Here is a 17,379-nt window from a genome sequence, read left to right as displayed (position 1 = left end):
CTTTATCCCACATGAAGGGAGGTGAGGTCGTGGTAGCTATGTTTTTCGCGCAACGGGTCATTTTGGGTAAAACCAAGTACAACGAAGTCCCAGTGACGCTGCAACCAGAAGTAATAAAAATTCTGACAGATAGTGGGCTCGGGTTTTTGATTGATGAATAAGCCTGCCACAAAGCGCCGCAAGGCGTATTTTTTATGCCCTCGGTCCCCCGAGGGCTCTTCATTTTCCCCGAAAGAAGGTGTAATTATGGACATTACGATAATCACTGCGGTGACCTCCGTGCTGGCGGCGGTGAGCGGGGTTGCGTTGGGGTGGGCGGGGCGCGCGAAGGCGGCGAAACGGGAGGCAGAGGAGTCGGCCGAGGCGGAGGCCGTGCAGCGGGCGGATGTAGAATACATCAAGCGGGGCGTTGATGACATGAAAATCGAACAAAAGCTGCAAGGCCAGCGATTTGAAGCGTTCTCCGAGCGACTGACGCGCGTCGAGGAATCGGCTAAACAAGCCCATAAGCGGATCGATCGGCTGGAGGAATAAACGCCCTGTGAATGATTGAGGTATATGGCAGAGTATGCTAAGATAACAATAGAAACAAGGAGGCTGCGCCACAGCCTCCCCGGTACAACACTTGGGTGGGAAACCTCCAAGATAAGACTGTAGAGAATAACCCGCACCTTGGCGCTAACCTGGGCGGGTTATTTTCGTTTATTCAGGTAAGTAAACAAATTATACCAGGAGTCTGCTATCTATCGCAGGCTCTTTTCTTTTATTCTCCTGTCTCCTGGAATCGGACAAACAAGCGCACAGGCGAACCGGCACCCGTACGGAATAGTATGAATGGAAGGGGTGAAAACGCTTATGGATACACAAAAATACCGAATTGAAAGGCGGTACGTCGCGATCCGGCCGAACGTAAGGCCTGGGACGAGGTTATCGACCGGAACGCCGGAGTTTTTTGTGGCCCATGACTCGGGAAATCCGGGAGCAACGGCGGACAATCACTATGCCTATTTTAACTCGCAAACGAATCGCTCCGCCTCGGCCCATGTATTTATCGACGATACGAAGATTCTTGAAATCATACCGACCGGCACCGGTCCCGAACCGGCGGAAAAAGCCTGGCACGTGCTGTACGACGTCACGACCGACAATGATTTGTTTGGCTATGATGCCAACGATGCGGCGATCGGGGTGGAATTTTGCTACGGCGGGCGCATAAACTTTACGGAAGCGTACAAGCGGTATGTTTGGTATATGGCCTATTGCTGCAGCATATGGAACAAAAATCCTTATGTCTTTATCCCGTCCCACCGGCAATTGGATCCGGCGCGCAGACAGGATCCTGATGAGGCTCTGGCCACGGGCAGGAAAACGCTGAACCAGTTACTGGACGATATCTCGACCGAACTCAACGTGATGCGAACGCCTAGGCCAACTCCAAATTCGAGTACGTCATTTGCGCCGCTGCCCGCAACCATCGCGCAGTCCTTGATCGACAACTATGTCTCTCCGGCTTGGTTCGCCTCGCAAGCCAAGGGCGACCAGGTCGGAATGACGCATTTTCACAATCTGGCAAACAATCTTCGGGTGGCTTCGGGGATTCCGCTGGCCTCCTCATCCTCACCCGGTCCGCTGATCCCGCTGCCGAAAAGCAATGCCCAGGAGATCATTTTCCGATGGCTGTCGCCGGCTTGGTTTAAGGCGCGGGACGAAGGGAATTCGGCACGGGCGAAGCATTTTAACAACCTGGCGAATTATCTGCGCCGGGCCGCGGGCATCCCGGAACAATAACAAGGAGGGAAGTCATGCAAAACGAGATTTTAACCAATGTGTTGGCCTTTGCCTCGGTTTTGTCCGTATTCGTCTTAGCTTTGGTCCAACTCGTCAAAACGACCATCAACCTGCCGAAAAACCTGATCCCTTTCATCGGGGTCGTCATCGGCGTATTGGTCGGAGCCGCGGCTTACCCTTTTACGGAAATGGAATTAGTGTTGCGGCTGTGGGCGGGCGGTTTAGCCGGTTTGTCAGCCACCGGACTGTTCGAGCTTGGGAACAATCGTCAAGGGAAGACGAAGGAGAAGTGAGGTAACGTCTGTTGCCTTAATACAATACCCGCCTGTTTCATTTTCCAGTTGAATAAAGAACATATGTTTGCATATAATACAAACAAACGTTCTTATTTGGAGATGATTCGGGTGGAAAAATACATCGGCCGGACGGTAGAAATCATCTACGTCGACCGCGAGGGCAAGATCACCCAGCGGCGGATCGAGGTGCACGATGTGCGTGAGGGTATAGTTCGGGCAACCTGCCTGGCTTCTAACGCGCCTCGGGCTTTTCGAATGGAGAATATTTTGGCTTGTATTCCTGTGGCAAAAGGACGGCATCATGCCTCCTGAGCCTTCCCTTGTTTTGGGCCGTTTCGCCTTGGCGAACGGCCCTTTTTGCATTTTTCGGATATTATCGTAAATCCGTGGGATATTTCCCGGACTCCCGGAAAGCTAAGATTACATTAGGCGTACGATGAGCTATACGCTGTTTTTCGATGGGAATCAGGCTAACGGGAAGGAGTGGCAATATGGCTAAAGTGGTTTATGTGCCGCTGGACGAAAGGCCGTGCAACGAGGGGTTTCCCAGGCAGCTGGCGCGGATGACGGACGTAACGCTCGTTGTTCCGGACCGTTCGATGCTCGGGGACAAGAAACGCCCGGCAGATACGAATGCGATTCGGGAATGGATGATCGAGGCCGCGGAAGGAGCGGATTATGTGCTCGTATCGATCGATCTGCTCGTTTACGGGGGGATCGTGCCATCCCGGCTGCATCATTTATCTCTGGAGGAGTGCTTGCGGCGGTTGGCGGTATTAGGGGAGGTCAAACGGCATTACCCCGGCATCAAGATTCACGCCTTTAACTTAATTATGCGCGTGCCAAACAATAACAAAGACGAAGAAGAGCCGGATTATTACAAATTTCACGGCGGGCAAATTTTCAAATACAGTTACCTGACGGACAAAGCGGAGCAGGAGGTATTGACCCCGGCGGAACAACGAGAACTGGAAGAGGTCACGCGGTTCATCCCGAAGGCCGATTTAGGCGATTTTTTGGAGCGGCGTGCCGTCAACCAACAAGTAAACCAGCACGCATTGACCCTGGTCCGCGAAGGCGTGATCGACCATCTGGTTGTCCCGTTGGACGACAATTCCCAATACGGCTTCTCCCGGGCGGAACAGCAAATGATGGTTTGCCGCGTGGAAGCGTTGAACGTGCTGGATAAGGTCTTGATCTACCCCGGGGCAGACGAGGTAGGCTGCACAATGTTTGCCCGCATTTTTGGGGAATTGAAACAGTACAAGCCGGAGATTTTTGTGCGTTATTCTTCAACCCAGGGTCCGCGGATCAAACCGAAATACGAAGATCGCAGCCTAAACGAAAGCGTCAAATCGCATATTACGGCGTCGGGAGCGGTCCTAGCCGACCATTCCGCAGAGACGGATTTAGTGCTCCTCGTCCACTCGCCGGCGGTCGACCAGGCGGGGATGGCCGAGCAAATCCCGTTCCAGGAACGGCATCGCACCTACTTTTCGGAAATCCATTACCGGGAGTTTGCCGAAGCAATGGGGGCCTACTTGCGTAAAGGGAAGATGGTTGCACTGGGGGACGTGGCGACCTGCAACGGCGGCGATCCGGTGCTGATGAACCTGCTGCAGCAGCAAGGGCTGTTGGATCAATTAACGGCCTACGCCGGCTGGAATACCTCCGGGAACACGCTGGGGACGGTGGTTGCCCACCTGGTGATCGCTTCGTACTACGCCAATCGATGGGCGCAAGGCGAATTGGCAAAGGCATATGAGGCGAGCCGCGTCTTTTATTACCACCGTCTGGCGGAAGACTTCCTGTATCAATCGCTGGTGCGGCAAGACATGCTGGCGAACGATCTTCCCCGGCTGAACGCGAGCTACTATGTGCTGGCGCATTGCTTGGAGCAGGCTGAGGCGATTCTAGCGGACAAAATGAACCAGGCGGCGGCGCACTATTTTGCGGGAATTAAGGAGAAGGAAGGCCTGATTCGGCTAAGCGGGCTGCATTTTCCGTGGAGACGCATGTTTGAGGTGGGTTTCGAGCTGACGATCGAAGGATTCGACGCGCTTCGCAAACAAACATTATAACGTTATATTCTCAAGAGGAATTTTCCGTGTTATGCTAAACCCAATCGTAAGCATGACAACGATCTATAAAAAGAGGCGAGCAAAGTGAAGGAAAAAGTGGTTCTCCATCATCTGAAGCGAGTGAACGGGGAAGAGATCGACATCGTGATCGAGGACGGAAAAATCGCCGAGATGACCGGAGCCGGCCAGGCTCGCGGCGATCAAGAATGGGATGCATCCTCCCTTTACGTATCCAGCGGCTGGATCGATATGCATGTCCACGCTTTTCCGGAATTCGACCCGTACGGCGACGAAATCGATGAGATCGGCGTGAAGCAGGGTGTCACGACGATCGTGGACGCCGGCAGCTGCGGCGCGGACCGGATCGGCGATCTGGTGGCGAACGGCAAAGCGTCAGCAACCAACCTGCTGGCGTTCTTGAACATCTCGCGGATCGGGTTGAAACGCGTCGACGAACTGTCCGAATTGGCCTGGATCGACCGCGATCGGGTCAAAGAAGCGATCTCGGATTACAGCGACTCCATCGTCGGCCTGAAAGCGAGGATCAGTCAAAGCGTGGTCCGGGAGAACGGCGTGGAGCCGCTGCGCATCGCGCGCGAGCTGTCGCTCGAGACGGGACTGCCGCTGATGGTGCATATCGGTTCGGCGCCGCCCGATATCCGGGAGGTGATTCCGCTGCTGCAGCGAAAAGATATCATTACCCATTATCTCAACGGCAAAGCGAACAATCTGTTCGATGCATCGGGCGAACCGCTCCCGATTTTGATTGAAGCTATCGGCCGGGGCGTGCATCTCGACGTGGGCCACGGCACGGCGAGCTTCTCCTTCCGGGTCGCCGAGGCGGCAAAACGGAACGGCATCAATCCGGATACGATCAGTACCGACATCTACCGGGGCAACCGGCTGAACGGTCCGGTGTACAGCATGGCGAACGTGCTAAGCAAATTCCTTTATCTCGGTTATTCGCTTGAAGAAGTCATCTCGGCGGTGACCTCTCGCGCCGCGCAGTGGCTGGGAAGGCCGGAGCTCGGCCGCATTCAGGTCGGGGACCCGGCCAATTTAACCTTGTTTGCCGTCAAGGAAACACCTGCGGCGCTGATCGATTCGGAAGGAGAACGGCGTGTCTCGAACCGCCATATTGAAGCAAAAGGAGTGATCATCCATGGAAAGTTCATTGAATGCGAAGTACGGGCTTAAGCGCGTCATCAACGCCAGCGGGCGGATGAGCATCCTCGGCGTATCCGCGCCGAGCGATACCGTGATGGAGGCGATGAAGCGGGGTGGCCAGAGCTACGTCGAAATCGCCGATCTGGTCGATAAGGCGGGGGACTATGTCGCCAAGCACGTCGGTTCGGAGGCGGCAGTGATCGTGAACTCGGCGTCAAGCGGCATCGCCTTGTCGGTAGCGGCGATCGTGACACAAGGCGACCGGCGCAAGAGCTTGCGTTTGCATCAGGACGAGATTGCCCGTAACGAAATCCTTATCCTGAAGGGCCACAACGTGCAATACGGCGCTCCGGTGGAAACGATGGTTTACCTCGGAGGCGGCAAATTGGTGGAAGTGGGCTATGCCAACGAAGGACGGGCGGAACATTTCGAAGACGCGATCGGCGAGAAAACGGCGGCGATCCTCTACGTGAAATCGCATCATGCGGTGCAGAAGAACATGATCTCCGTCGAAGAAGCGTGGGAGGTGGCGAAACGGAACCACGTGCCGATGATCGTGGACGCGGCCGCGGAAGAGGATCTGCAAAAGTACGTGAAGTTCTCCGATTTGGCGATTTATAGCGGATCCAAGGCGATCGAAGGCCCGACCTCCGGAATCGTCGCCGGGAAACGTACCTATATCGAATGGGTGAAGGTGCAGTTGCACGGCATTGGACGGAGCATGAAGGTCGGCAAGGAAACATCCTTCGGCCTGCTGCAGGCCCTGGATGAGTACGCCGTCAAGCCTGACCACAGCGAGCGGGAAAAGGCGGCTTTGCAGACGCTAATGCCGCTTAGCGATCTCCCGGGAATCCGGGTTTCGATCGTGCAGGACGAAGCCGGACGGGCGATTTACCGGGCACGGGTGCAGGTTGATCCGCAGCAGGCCGGCATTAACGCGAAGGAAATGGTTCATGCGCTGCAAACCGGAGATATTGCGATTTATACCCGGGATTACGGCGTCAGACAAGGGTTTTTCGATATCGATCCGCGCCCGCTGATGGGGGACGATATCCAGATGATTGCCGAAAAAATACGCGAATTGGCAGGAGGACGTTAAGATGTCGCAGATTGCAAAACGATTTTATAAAAAACGGGTAGCTCTCAATGTATTGGCCAAAGACATTCCGAACGCCAAGGAAGTGTTTGAAGCCGCAGAGGGCTACGTTCTCGTCGGGGTATTATCTAAAGACTACTCCACTGTCCAGGAAGCCGTCACGGCGATGAAAGCGTACGGCCGGGAGATCGACGATGCAGTGTCGATCGGCCTGGGCGCCGGCGATAACCGCCAGGCGGCGGTCGTTGCGGAAATCGCCAAGCATTATCCCGGCAGCCACATCAACCAGGTGTTCCCGGCCGTTGGGGCGACCCGGGCAAACCTCGGCACGCAAGACAGCTGGATTAATAGCTTAGTTTCACCGACGGGGCAAACGGGTTACGTGAACATTTCCACTGGCCCAATCAGCGCCGCCCAGGAGAACCAGGCGATCGTTCCGGTCGAAGCGGCGATCGCCCTGGTGCGCGATATGGGCGGCAATGCGCTCAAATACTTCCCGATGCAGGGGCTCAGTCGTGAAGAGGAGCTTCGCGCCGTGGCGGCCGCCTGTGCCAAGGCGGATTTTGCACTGGAACCGACAGGCGGCATTGACCTGGACAATTTCGAAGCAATCCTGCGCATTGCCTTGGAAGCCGGCGTTCCGCAGGTAATTCCGCATGTGTATACGTCCATCATCGACAAAGCGACCGGCAACACCCGCACCGAAGATGTGCTGCTGCTGACCAAAGTCATGAAAAAGCTGGCGGATGCTTATGCCTAAACGCATAGCAGCCTTCGGCGAAGTCATGATGCGCCTGCAGGTGCCGGGTTACGAAACGTTGGCGCAGGGCGATACGTTGAAATATTCCTTTTCGGGCACCGGCGTCAACGTCGCATCGGCCTTGTCCCGTTACGGGCAAGCCGGTTCGCTGGTTACGCGGTTGCCGGACAATCCGCTTGGAGGCGCCGCTTCCGCCTACCTGCGCAAACTGGGTATCGATACCTCGCGCGTCCTGCGAGGAGGCAAGTACGTTGGCATGTACTTCTTGGAGAACGGCTTTGGCGTGCGGCCTAGTCGCGTGACATACTCGAACCGGTTGGACAGCAGCTTTAACACCGCGCCTGAAGGAACCTACGATTTCGCGGAAATCGCCGCCGGGATCGATGCGGTCCATTTCTGCGGGATTACGCTGGCGATGAACGACGGCGTGCGGGCGCACATGAAATCGTTCGCCGAAGCGGTCAAGCGGCAGGGGGGCAAGGTGATTTTCGACTGCAATTACCGCCCGTCCCTTTGGGGGGAAGGCGGGTATGCCAAAGCTAAACCGCATTACGAAACGATGCTGCGGCTAGCAGACGTCGTGATGATGAACGAACAGGACGCGATGCTTACCCTGGGGATGATCACGGCCCTGCAGGAACGGGAGGATCAACTGGCAGAGCTGATTCCGGTCGTGGCGGAAAGCTACGGCATTTCCGCGATTGCCGGAACGCATCGCCAGATCCACGGCGATAATTCCCATTCGCTGCGCGGATTTCTCTACAAGGGGGAGCGGCTCGTTTACTCTGATCGGCTGACCTTTTCCGTCTATGATAGAATAGGGGCGGGAGACGCTTTTGCGAGCGGGATTATCCACGGCGAGCTAGAGGGCTTCGCCCCGGAGCGAACCGTCCGGTTCGCGGCGGCGGCGGGCATGCTGGCGCATACCGTGCCGGGCGATACCCCGATGGCGACGGAGGCGGAGATCCTCCGGGCGATGGAGCAATCCGCCGCCGGTGATGTGGAAAGGTAGGAAGAGGGCCATGAATTTGTCCCGTAAAGATCGACCGTTATATTTGCAAATCAAAAATATCCTGAAGGATCGCATCTTATATGGCGTTTACCCGCTCGGATCGAATATCCCTTCCGAGCCTCAACTGGAGCAGGAATTCGCCGTCAGTAAAATTACCGTCCGCGGCGCGATTCAGGAGCTCGTCCAGGAAGGTTACCTGGAGAAGGGCAGCGGCAAAGGCACCAAAGTGATCCGCAATAAGGCGGCCTCCAAGTGGTCCAAGTGGAAGCACTTCACGGAGATTCTGGTGGAGGAGAACCATCAAATCCGCAAGGAGTGGCTCCGTGTTGAAACGGTGCGGAACGACGCGGGCTCTGAGCTCCACGGGATGTTCGGGGAGCGTTGCTTGAAGCTGGAACGCGCGTATTATCTCGATGGCCAGCCTTATATTTTTTACGAGCATTACGTGAAGACTCCTCGGAAAGAACCGGATCTCGACGATTTCCGCGATCATTCGCTTTACGAAGTTCTGGAGGAGTGGGGCGTGTCGCTGGACAAGCTCCGGGACGAATTTGCGGTGACCCTTCCGCCGGGCGAGGCGAAGCGGTTCCTGCGGTTAACCGACGGGGTGCCCGTATTGAAGCGGTCGCGCTATTCGCGGGATGTTCAGGGAAGCTTGGCCGAATACAGCGTCGGCTACTACAATACGGAGCAGCAGGCTTACATCGTCGATTATGACGCGTAACGCGGCTGGTCGAATGAACTCTAGGCCCCAGATCGTTGCCCTGATTGCGCAATGATCTGGGGTTTTTATGCGAAAAACCGAGTATAATTCGCCGTGCCCGGTGATTTTCGCGGAATATATGTGAAATTTCATACAGATTGAAGTCCCGGTGAGTGAAAAGTCGCGATTATAGATGATATTTCGAATAGAATCCGAACTTTGTGGCGTTAGCGACTAAATATATGCGAAATACCGAGTACAAAGGAAGCTTCGATCGGTTCAGCAGGGTGTCTTTTTCCTTAATTCGGCCCTGGGTCCTATCGGATCCGGTTCGCACCAAACGATCCGAATTATTCAGATGTTTTCGAAAGTTTATGGGATATTTCCGCCGGATAGCCAAAGCTATAATAGCATTAAAGCACTTACAAAGGGTTTCATGAGGAGGAGCACAGATGAAGATAACGAGGCATCCGGAAAATCCGATCGTGGTACCGGGAGGTTTCGAATGGAGAAAAGTAACCGTATTCAATCCGGCGGTGATCATGGATAACGGTAAGTTCTATATGATTGAACGGACGGCAGGATCGCTGACGCCGTGCAAAAACTACCTGGGCCTTCTGGAAAGCGAAGACGGCGTGCATTTCACCCATGTGAAGGACGAGCCGATCGTTACGCCGGACATGCTCGGCTTCCCGTATGGCAGCGTGCAAGATCCACGGATCGTGAAAATTGACGATACGTTTTACCTGAATTATGCGCTTCGTCCGTGTGCGATGAGCTATTACCCGACAGGCCGAGGGGTCCCGGAGCGTTCGATCCCCGAGTACCCGGACGGTTGGGGCGAACAGGAAGGCCATTGGCTGACGCGTTCGTCGATCCTCGCCTCTAAGAACCTGATCGATTGGGAGTTCGTGGCCGACACGACCCCGCTGGAGATCAACGATCGGGATAACATCCTGTTTCCGGAGAAAATTAACGGCAAGTTCGTGTTGTTACGCCGGCCGGAGGAATATGTGGGCGAAGCGTACGGGACGGAAAAAGCAGCGATGTGGATCACCTATTCGGAGGATCTGATCCACTGGGAGGAGCCGAAGCTGCTGGCGAAAGCGGAAAACATGGCGTGGGAGTCGCGTAAAATCGGCGGTTCGACACCACCGGTACGGACGGATCGCGGGTGGCTCGTGTTGTATCACGGTGTGGACGACGAGGTGGTCTACCGCGTCGGCGCCATGCTGCTGGATCTGGAGAACCCGGAGAAGGTCATCGCCCGCACCCAAAACTTCATCATGGAACCGGAAACGTATTACGAAAAATTCGGGTATCAGATTCCAAACGTGGTTTTCCCGACAGGGAACGTCGTTAAAGACGGACTGCTTTACATTTACTACGGGGTGACCGATACGGCGATCGCGCTGGCGACTGTGCCGGTCGAGGAACTCGTCGATTATATCCTGAATGATCCACAGGCCTAACTGCTAATGCTTCCATTGGAATGACCGCATCAAGCGGTTATTCCAAGAGCGATTTTTGCAACCGCTTACTGAAAGAGGTTGAAAAGGGAAAAAGCACCGGTTAGTGAAAAGAATTTATAAATGTTATGTTATATAACATTGTTTTCTGAAAGCGGCATAAAAAACATCAAAACCAGCTAGATATTTCGGATATAATCGAAGATTTATAGGATATAGTCGAATCGATGCAGCTTTTATAATAGGTAATATAACAGGAAAGGAAACGAAAGTGATCATTTCCTGTTATGTTTAAGGACTGGATCCAAAAAACAAGAGAAGAGGGTTGACTATGGGCAAAAAACACAGAGGCAAAAAAGCGGTACTGCTCGGTTTGGTTGCGGTGCTGGCACTGTTCACGGCGGCATGCGGTAACGAAAACGCGTCGGGCGGCAACAACAACTCCGGCGGCGCAGGCGAAGCGGAGACGATTACCTTAAACATGATGCATCCTTGGACTTCCCCGAACGTGGACAACGAAGTCTACAAAGCGCGGATCGCCGAGTTCGAAAAGCAGCACCCGAACATCGTAATTAAGCAAGACGGCGTACCATCCGCCCAATACAAAACCAAGCTGCGCACGTTAGCGGCCGCCAACAACCTGTCCGATATCAACGTCGTATGGCCAGGGGCGGATTTGTCGCCGCTTGTTGCCGGTAATTTGCTTCAGCCGATCAACGATCTGATGGACAACTGGGGCTCCATTCTGCCGGAAGCCGCGTTAGCCGGATTTAACGTGGACGGACAGCAATATGCGGTACCGACCAAGCAAAACTTCGTAGACATCATTTATTACAACAAAGAGATGTTCGCTCAAGTGGGTTACGATCAATTCCCCGACACCTACGATAAATTCATCGATGCAGTGAAGAAGCTGAAAGCGGCGGGGATTACCCCGATTTCGCTCGGCAATAAAGAGCAATGGCCGCTGCAATCGTCTTACATTTCCATCATCGGCGACCGGTTCACCGGAAGCGATTTCCTTCCGGCCGTACTTGAAGGCAAAGCGAAGTTCACCGACCCCGAGTTCGTCAAGGCGCTTTCGGTCATCGATGAACTGACGAAGCTGGGTGCCTTCAATACGGACGCCAACAACATGGACTCCGTTCAAGGCCAGGACTACTTCATCCAAGGGAAGGCGGCCATGCATATTTCCTCCGCAACCGTCGATGGACGAGTACGGATTAACAACGAAGAGGGAGATAAATTCGGCATCGCTCTGTTCCCAAGCGTAGAAGGCGGCAAAGGCGATCCGAAGAAGAGCGCCGGGATCGTGCAATACGGCATCGCTATCAAGAACGGGCTCGACGAGAAGAAAAAAGCGGCTGCCGAGGAGTTCTTGAAGTTTTTCGTGAGCGAAGATCTGTATAAAGAGTTGATCCGCAACGGGGTAGTCGTGCCCGCTAAGGTAGAAATTCCCGAAGACGCCAGCCCATATCTGAAAGAAATGCTATCGCTGACAGGTGGCGGTACAGCCCCGGTATTCGATAGCGTTATTCCTACGCAAGTGGTGGATGTCCTGCAAAACGGATTGCAAGCCTTGACCGTGGGCCGCGGCACCCCAGAAGAGCTGGCTAAGGAAGTTCAGGAAGCCATGGAGAACTATAGCAGCAATTAACGAAGAGTAGGCATTCTAAATTCGCGATCAAACTTGCGCTTACGTCTTTCAAAATCGATGCGTGAAAGAAAACCCGAATCCCGGGTTTTCTTCATTCATCGGGCTTGAACCTAGATTCGACATAAAGGAAAAGGAGGGAACCTCTGGTGCAAACGTTACGAGGCACGAAACTGGCGATTTTTATCGGGTTGTTTCCGGCGTTAATCATCTATCTGGGCATTGCCATCGTTCCGATCGGAATGTCTCTGTACTATTCGGTGATGAATTGGAACGGCATCGGTTCGATGAAGTTCGTCGGCCTTGATAATTTCGTGAAGATCCTGGGCGATGACACCTTCTGGCTATCCGTCAAAAATAACGTCATCATCATGGTGACCGGCTTGATCGGCCAAATTCCGCTTGGTCTATTGCTTGCGCTTCTGCTCAACCGCGGGCTCAAAGGCTCCGGATTTTTCCGGACGGTTGGCTTCATGCCGGTCGTGATATCATCCGTCATGGTGTCCCTGATCTGGGGCATGGTTTATAACACGGAGTACGGGATGCTGAACAATCTGCTGAGCATCATCGGCCTAGACGGCTGGAAGCAAAATTGGCTCGGCGACGACCGGTGGTCGATGCTGTCGATCAGCATTGCGTACATCTGGCAGAACTGCGGACTGTACATGGTGATTTTCCTGGCCGCGCTGCAGAACATCCCCGACGAGGTGAACGAAGCAGCCGAACTGGATGGAGCCACCGGGCTCAAACGCACCTTTCGCATTACGATTCCGATGATTCGCAGCACGCTTATGGTTGGGGTCGTCTACAGTATCAGTAACTCCTTCCGCGTCTTCGACCTGATTCAGATCCTGACGGGCGGCGGTCCGGCGCATCAAACCGAGGTCATGACGATTCACATGTACAACAGCGCCTTCATGAACATGCGTTACGGATACGGCAGTGCCGTGTCGATCCTGATTCTGCTGTTCAGCTTGATCGTCATCTCCCTGGTGAATCGACTGGGCCGAGAAAAAGAAGCTTAAGGAAGGAGGATATACCCATGAATAAGAAGTCTGTCGGCTTCCGAATATTTGCATACACTTTTCTAAGCCTATTCGCTATGATGAATATAGTCCCGCTGTTCTGGATGGTCGTCAACTCTTTCAAAAACGAACAGGAATACGCGGCCAGTCCGTTTTCGTTCCCGGAGGCATTGCATTTTTCCAACTACGCCGAGGCGTGGAAGGTCGCGAATATGAATGTATACTTTCTGAACAGCCTTTTCGTCACGTTTGCTTCCTTGATCGTGACCGTATTTTTCGGGGCCTTGGCGTCCTATTTCCTATCGCGGTTTCAATTCAAGCTTCGCGGATTCACCTACGGCGTATTTCTGCTCGGCATGCTGGTGCCGATTCATGCGACTTTAATTCCGATCTTTCTGATCATGCAAAAATTGCATCTGCTGGATACGCATTTATCGTTAATCTTGCCGTATACGGCGTTCCATCTATCCTTAACGATCATTATTCTGGAGGGCTTCATGCGGGGATTCCCCAAGGATTTGGAGGAATCGGGCGTGATGGACGGCGCGGGCATTTTCCGGATCTTCTGGTCGATCATTCTCCCGATCACGAGACCCGCGATGGCCACCGTCGTCATCCTCAACTTCATATACAATTGGAATGAGTACTTGTTCGCCTTGGTGTTGATCAGTTCTTCCGCACTCAAAACGCTGCCGCTTGGCTTGGCCAACTTCGTCGGCATCGAGACAGCGAGCCTTACCCTGCAAATGGCGGCGCTAACGATGGCGCTCATTCCGATCGTTATCTTTTATCTCCTGTTGCAGAAACAATTGGTTACCGGAATGACAGCAGGAGCGGTTAAGGGCTAAGACATCACGAATGGCGGAGGTGAAGGCGATGACAGGCTATAGAAGGTTGCTCGGCAGCTTTGGTTTAAAGCGGAAGGCGCTTGTCATCTTCTTGATCTTCGTCATCCTCCCGACGTTTGGCGTCGGCGTGGTCGTGCAAATCCAATTTAACGAGGTCCTGCGGGAGCAGTTCATCAATTCGACCAAGCGAAATCTCGATAACGTCGCCGGCCAACTCAGCGAGCAGACCAAGATGGTCGAGGATATCGCCAATTACTTGATATTGAGTCCGGATATGCGGAACTTTCTGCGCACGTCGCCTCCGCTCAGCAGCGAACAGCAAGCTTCCTATAAGCGAAATATCGAGGATTTTTTAACATTCCAACTGATGTCAAAGGGGTACATTCGATCCATCGAAGTTTACGGTTTCAATGGCAGCTTTATCGAAATGGGCGAGCCTTTCAGCGGCGACGAGACAAAATGGGAACAGGCCGCCAAGGTGCGCAAAGGCGGGATTACCTGGACTGAAGGATATGCGCTCCATAGCGATTGGAACGGCGAAGTTCGCGTCCTGTCGATGTTCCGCGTCCTCAACTCCTACAGCCAGATTACCAAACCGCTCGGAAGGCTGATCATTCGTTTGGACGAAGCGAGTATCGTCGGTTTACTGGAGAAAGGGATTTTTAAGGACGGGGCCGGGAGCGTGTTTATCGTCGGCTCGGAAGGCCAGGTGATCCTGGGATCGAAGAATCCGTTGCCGGACGTGCTCCAACCGGGAGCGCCGCTTCTGGACAAGCTCTCGTCCGGACGGGGAGACTTAACGTACGAGGTGAACGGCCAGCGTTATTTGACCCTATATAAGGGGATGGAAAACACCGACTGGAAAGTGGTCGCCATGATTCCCGAAGCGAAGGTATCCGAGGAGTTCCGAGGGATCAAGATGACGATGCTGGTCATCCTGACGGCGATTATGCTGCTGGGGTTAACCGCATTGATCGGGTTCCACTATACGATCATCCGACCGATTTTGCGACTCAAAAAAGAAACCAGCAAAGTCACCTACGGCGATTTCAACGCTCGGGTTCCGGTCAATTCCAACGACGAAATTTCCGAATTGAACCGCAAATTCAATGAGATGGTCGCGACGATTCAGCAGCTCATCGAGCATAAATATAAGCTGGAGCTAAGGGAACGGGAATCCGAGCTAAAGCTCATGCAAAACCAGATGGATCCGCATTTTCTGTACAATACGCTCGATATGATCCGTTGGACGGCACGATTGGAGCAGGCGACGAAATCGAGCCAGCTGATCGAAATGCTGTCGAAGTTCTTCCGGTCCAGCATGAATAACGGAAGTTATCAGACCACGCTGCGCAAGGAACTGGAATTCGCCCAATCCTACTTGTACCTGCAGCAGCGTCGGCTCGGGGAGAAAAAGTTGAGGTATTCCCTCCATACCGAGGCGGGCATCGAGGAGGCCGTAACGTTGAAAGCCACGATCCAGCCGTTGGTGGAGAACTTCATCAAGCATGGCCTGGATCGCGGCAAACCGTTCGGGGAAGTGAGCGTGCGCTGTTACGCCCGCGAAGGCGAAATTCGAGTGGACGTCATCGACAACGGCAAAGGAATGGATCCCGGCAAGGCGGAAGCCATCCGGAACGCCCTGGAGCGAACAGGAACCAGCGGAACCAGGGAGGGAGCCATGCATAACATTCACGAAAGACTATCGATCTTTTTCGGACAGAACTACGGTTTGGAGATCGTAGAGACTTCGGCCGAAGGCACGTGGGTACGGCTTCGTTTCCCTTTTGCCGAGGCTTGTTATCCCGGAGGTGAACCCCATGAATCTTGATTATGGAACGAATATAGATCCTGCCGGCGTTGGTAAACGGGTGAAGATGCTGATCGTGGACGACGAAGCGGTCATCTGCGAGGGGCTGCGTTATACGATCGACTGGACGAAGCTGGGCGTGGAAGTCGTAGGCGAGGCGTATGACGGGAAAGAGGCGCTGCGGCTGGTCGAGGAACATGGCGTCCAGCTGGTGCTTTCGGACATCCGCATGGACGGCATGGACGGGCTGGAGCTGGCCAAGCATTTGCGGCAACGGCATCCCGCGGTGCAGGTGGTCATGATCAGCGGCTATGAGGATTTCGAATATGCGCGCCAGGCCATCCGGCTTGGCGTGGAAGACTACCTGCTGAAGCCGGTCGACATCGAGGAATTGAGCTCAGTCGTGAAAAAAATCGTTGCCGGCATCCGGACCGGCGATAAGGAAGAGAAAGACCGGGAAATCGAGCTATGGCTTTCCGGCATGGCCCGGCACGGCTCGGCGTACGGCAAAGAGCCGCCGCCTTCGCTGGACGGCGTCCAATTTCGCATCGTAGCGACCCAATTGGCCGATTTCCACGAACGATTTGCCGATATGGAAGCGGAGCGGTTCGAAGAGATCCAAGAGGCTTGGTTGCTCGGGTTGCATCGCAATCTGGAGGCTGGCCCGTTTCGAGCGCTGTCCGTTTTCGACCATGAAAACTTACTTATCACCTTCTTGGCTTCGGAGCAAAGGGCCGAACTGGAGGCTTGGGACGAAAGGCTGTCCTCGGCTATGGGTTCGCTTGACCCTGGAGCGGGGGGACGTATTTATGGCGGTGCTTCCTCCGTATACGAGGATCTGGAAGAAACCGCGGATCGCTGCGCCGAAGCCGTGCGTCTGCTGGCGCTTCATGTGCTGGACGGGCGCCGGGTCCTGACGGCCGACTACGGCGATGCGGCGATGTTCGGCCGGACGCTGCCGGCGTTCGATATCACGGAGACGGTGCAAGGACTCGTATCCGCGTTCTTCAAGCAGGACCGGGAGGAAGTTCGCCGGGCGGTGGAGGGCATGGTTCGGTTTTGCCGGGAATCGGGTTATTTGCTGCCGGAATTCTGGAACCTGTACGAGGAATTGTTTGCACTGCTCCGCCAGCGCTTGCGCAAAAGCGGCATGACCGGGTTGGATTACGCCCGCCGGGGACAGCCGGACCCGAATATATATAACTCCTATGCCGGACTTGAAACGGTGGTCTTGGAGGATATGGAGGAACTGCAGCGGTTAATTGACCAGAACGGAATCGACAAGTCTTACTGGATCGTCGAAAAAGCGAAAAAGTTCATCGTCGACCGTTACCGCACGGACCTCAAGGCTTCCGAGGTCGCCGCTTGGCTGAAAATCACTCCGAGCTATTTCAGTTATATTTTTAAGCAGAGCACGGGAAAAGGGTTTACGGAGTATATGAATGAGATGCGGATTGATCAGGCCAAAAACCTGCTGGCCACGACGCAAGATAAGGTATTCGAGATTGCGGACAAGGTCGGTTATAAGGAATACAAGTATTTCGTGTCCGTGTTCAAAACGTACACGGGCATGACGCCGAAGGAGTACCGCGGTCTGCGCGTCTGCAAGGAGGCGTCCGCGGGCGGCGGGAATACGGCGGCCGGCATGGAATCGGCCAATGACTAGGAGA

The 17,379-nt window shown here is 54.3% G+C and carries 17 protein-coding genes; all 17 read left to right on the top strand.

Annotated features, from left to right (window positions below):
• Positions 1 to 29 precede the first annotated feature (29 nt).
• The 17 genes from IM700_RS23355 (at position 30) to IM700_RS05105 (ending at position 17,375) form a co-directional block, all read left to right on the top strand.
• Positions 30 to 161 (top strand): hypothetical protein, encoded by a 132-nt coding sequence (locus tag IM700_RS23355; RefSeq protein WP_272491408.1) that lies wholly within the window; start codon positions 30 to 32, stop codon positions 159 to 161.
• Between the two features lie 85 nt (positions 162 to 246).
• On the top strand, positions 247 to 534 hold the full coding sequence (locus IM700_RS05180; RefSeq protein WP_193416482.1) for a hypothetical protein: 288 nt from the start codon (positions 247 to 249) through the stop codon (positions 532 to 534).
• A gap of 321 nt (positions 535 to 855) precedes the next feature.
• Positions 856 to 1,788 carry a peptidoglycan recognition protein family protein gene (locus IM700_RS05175; RefSeq protein WP_239483603.1) on the top strand — a complete coding sequence of 311 codons (933 nt, stop codon included), beginning with the start codon at positions 856 to 858 and terminating at the stop codon, positions 1,786 to 1,788.
• A gap of 14 nt (positions 1,789 to 1,802) precedes the next feature.
• On the top strand, positions 1,803 to 2,081 hold the full coding sequence (locus IM700_RS05170; RefSeq protein ID WP_193416480.1) for a holin: 279 nt from the start codon (positions 1,803 to 1,805) through the stop codon (positions 2,079 to 2,081).
• A 102-nt stretch (positions 2,082 to 2,183) separates the two neighbouring features.
• Positions 2,184 to 2,396 carry a hypothetical protein gene (locus tag IM700_RS05165; protein WP_193416584.1) on the top strand — a complete coding sequence of 71 codons (213 nt, stop codon included), beginning with the start codon at positions 2,184 to 2,186 and terminating at the stop codon, positions 2,394 to 2,396.
• Positions 2,397 to 2,575: 179 nt separating this feature from the next.
• Positions 2,576 to 4,165: a DUF4127 family protein gene (locus tag IM700_RS05160; RefSeq protein ID WP_193416479.1), complete on the top strand. Its 1,590-nt coding sequence runs from the start codon at positions 2,576 to 2,578 to the stop codon at positions 4,163 to 4,165.
• Between the two features lie 84 nt (positions 4,166 to 4,249).
• Positions 4,250 to 5,362, top strand: a complete 1,113-nt coding sequence (locus IM700_RS05155; RefSeq protein WP_193416478.1) for an amidohydrolase/deacetylase family metallohydrolase — start codon at positions 4,250 to 4,252, stop codon at positions 5,360 to 5,362.
• Positions 5,328 to 6,431 (top strand): DgaE family pyridoxal phosphate-dependent ammonia lyase, encoded by a 1,104-nt coding sequence (locus IM700_RS05150; RefSeq protein WP_193416477.1) that lies wholly within the window; start codon positions 5,328 to 5,330, stop codon positions 6,429 to 6,431. The genes IM700_RS05155 and IM700_RS05150 overlap by 35 nt, the downstream gene beginning before the upstream one ends.
• A 1-nt stretch (position 6,432) precedes the next feature.
• Positions 6,433 to 7,188: a 2-dehydro-3-deoxy-phosphogluconate aldolase gene (gene dagF, locus IM700_RS05145; protein ID WP_193416476.1), complete on the top strand. Its 756-nt coding sequence runs from the start codon at positions 6,433 to 6,435 to the stop codon at positions 7,186 to 7,188.
• A complete protein-coding gene (locus IM700_RS05140) occupies positions 7,181 to 8,200 on the top strand; it encodes a sugar kinase (protein ID WP_193416475.1) in 1,020 nt (339 codons plus the stop codon). Before dagF ends, IM700_RS05140 begins: the two co-directional genes overlap by 8 nt.
• Before the next feature lie 10 nt (positions 8,201 to 8,210).
• A complete protein-coding gene (locus IM700_RS05135; protein ID WP_193416474.1) occupies positions 8,211 to 8,924 on the top strand; it encodes a GntR family transcriptional regulator in 714 nt (237 codons plus the stop codon).
• Positions 8,925 to 9,355: 431 nt separating this feature from the next.
• Positions 9,356 to 10,375, top strand: coding sequence for a glycoside hydrolase family 130 protein (locus IM700_RS05130; protein WP_155605719.1), 1,020 nt, complete (start codon positions 9,356 to 9,358; stop codon positions 10,373 to 10,375).
• A gap of 328 nt (positions 10,376 to 10,703) precedes the next feature.
• Positions 10,704 to 12,029, top strand: coding sequence for an extracellular solute-binding protein (locus tag IM700_RS05125; protein WP_193416473.1), 1,326 nt, complete (start codon positions 10,704 to 10,706; stop codon positions 12,027 to 12,029).
• Positions 12,030 to 12,175: 146 nt separating this feature from the next.
• The gene (locus IM700_RS05120; RefSeq protein WP_193416472.1) at positions 12,176 to 13,051 is read left to right on the top strand and encodes an ABC transporter permease subunit; all 876 of its coding nucleotides are present in this window, start codon (positions 12,176 to 12,178) and stop codon (positions 13,049 to 13,051) included.
• A 17-nt stretch (positions 13,052 to 13,068) separates the two neighbouring features.
• On the top strand, positions 13,069 to 13,899 hold the full coding sequence (locus IM700_RS05115; RefSeq protein WP_193416471.1) for a carbohydrate ABC transporter permease: 831 nt from the start codon (positions 13,069 to 13,071) through the stop codon (positions 13,897 to 13,899).
• 28 nt (positions 13,900 to 13,927) lie between these two features.
• Positions 13,928 to 15,730, top strand: a complete 1,803-nt coding sequence (locus tag IM700_RS05110; RefSeq protein ID WP_193416470.1) for a cache domain-containing sensor histidine kinase — start codon at positions 13,928 to 13,930, stop codon at positions 15,728 to 15,730.
• A complete protein-coding gene (locus IM700_RS05105) occupies positions 15,720 to 17,375 on the top strand; it encodes a response regulator transcription factor (protein ID WP_193416469.1) in 1,656 nt (551 codons plus the stop codon). Before IM700_RS05110 ends, IM700_RS05105 begins: the two co-directional genes overlap by 11 nt.
• The last annotated feature ends 4 nt before the right edge of the window (positions 17,376 to 17,379 follow it).

The sequence above is a fragment of the Paenibacillus rhizolycopersici genome (assembly GCF_014947195.2).
In the GTDB taxonomy this organism is placed as follows: domain Bacteria; phylum Bacillota; class Bacilli; order Paenibacillales; family Paenibacillaceae; genus Fontibacillus; species Fontibacillus rhizolycopersici.
The sequence above is the reverse complement of the archived record's forward strand: the minus strand, read 5'-3'. Positions and strand labels throughout refer to the sequence as shown.

What these genes read in the sequence shown, in the direction of transcription:
- IM700_RS05180 (WP_193416482.1), top strand. Translation starts at nt 247, where the DNA reads ATGGACATTACGATAATCACTGCGGTGACCTCCGTGCTGGCGGCGGTG.
- IM700_RS05175 (WP_239483603.1), top strand. Translation starts at nt 856, where the DNA reads ATGGATACACAAAAATACCGAATTGAAAGGCGGTACGTCGCGATCCGG.
- IM700_RS05170 (WP_193416480.1), top strand. Translation starts at nt 1,803, where the DNA reads ATGCAAAACGAGATTTTAACCAATGTGTTGGCCTTTGCCTCGGTTTTG.
- IM700_RS05165 (WP_193416584.1), top strand. Translation starts at nt 2,184, where the DNA reads ATGATTCGGGTGGAAAAATACATCGGCCGGACGGTAGAAATCATCTAC.
- IM700_RS05160 (WP_193416479.1), top strand. Translation starts at nt 2,576, where the DNA reads ATGGCTAAAGTGGTTTATGTGCCGCTGGACGAAAGGCCGTGCAACGAG.
- IM700_RS05150 (WP_193416477.1), top strand. Translation starts at nt 5,328, where the DNA reads ATGGAAAGTTCATTGAATGCGAAGTACGGGCTTAAGCGCGTCATCAAC.
- dagF (WP_193416476.1), top strand. Translation starts at nt 6,433, where the DNA reads ATGTCGCAGATTGCAAAACGATTTTATAAAAAACGGGTAGCTCTCAAT.
- IM700_RS05140 (WP_193416475.1), top strand. Translation starts at nt 7,181, where the DNA reads ATGCCTAAACGCATAGCAGCCTTCGGCGAAGTCATGATGCGCCTGCAG.
- IM700_RS05135 (WP_193416474.1), top strand. Translation starts at nt 8,211, where the DNA reads ATGAATTTGTCCCGTAAAGATCGACCGTTATATTTGCAAATCAAAAAT.
- IM700_RS05130 (WP_155605719.1), top strand. Translation starts at nt 9,356, where the DNA reads ATGAAGATAACGAGGCATCCGGAAAATCCGATCGTGGTACCGGGAGGT.
- IM700_RS05125 (WP_193416473.1), top strand. Translation starts at nt 10,704, where the DNA reads ATGGGCAAAAAACACAGAGGCAAAAAAGCGGTACTGCTCGGTTTGGTT.
- IM700_RS05115 (WP_193416471.1), top strand. Translation starts at nt 13,069, where the DNA reads ATGAATAAGAAGTCTGTCGGCTTCCGAATATTTGCATACACTTTTCTA.
- IM700_RS05110 (WP_193416470.1), top strand. Translation starts at nt 13,928, where the DNA reads ATGACAGGCTATAGAAGGTTGCTCGGCAGCTTTGGTTTAAAGCGGAAG.
- IM700_RS05105 (WP_193416469.1), top strand. Translation starts at nt 15,720, where the DNA reads ATGAATCTTGATTATGGAACGAATATAGATCCTGCCGGCGTTGGTAAA.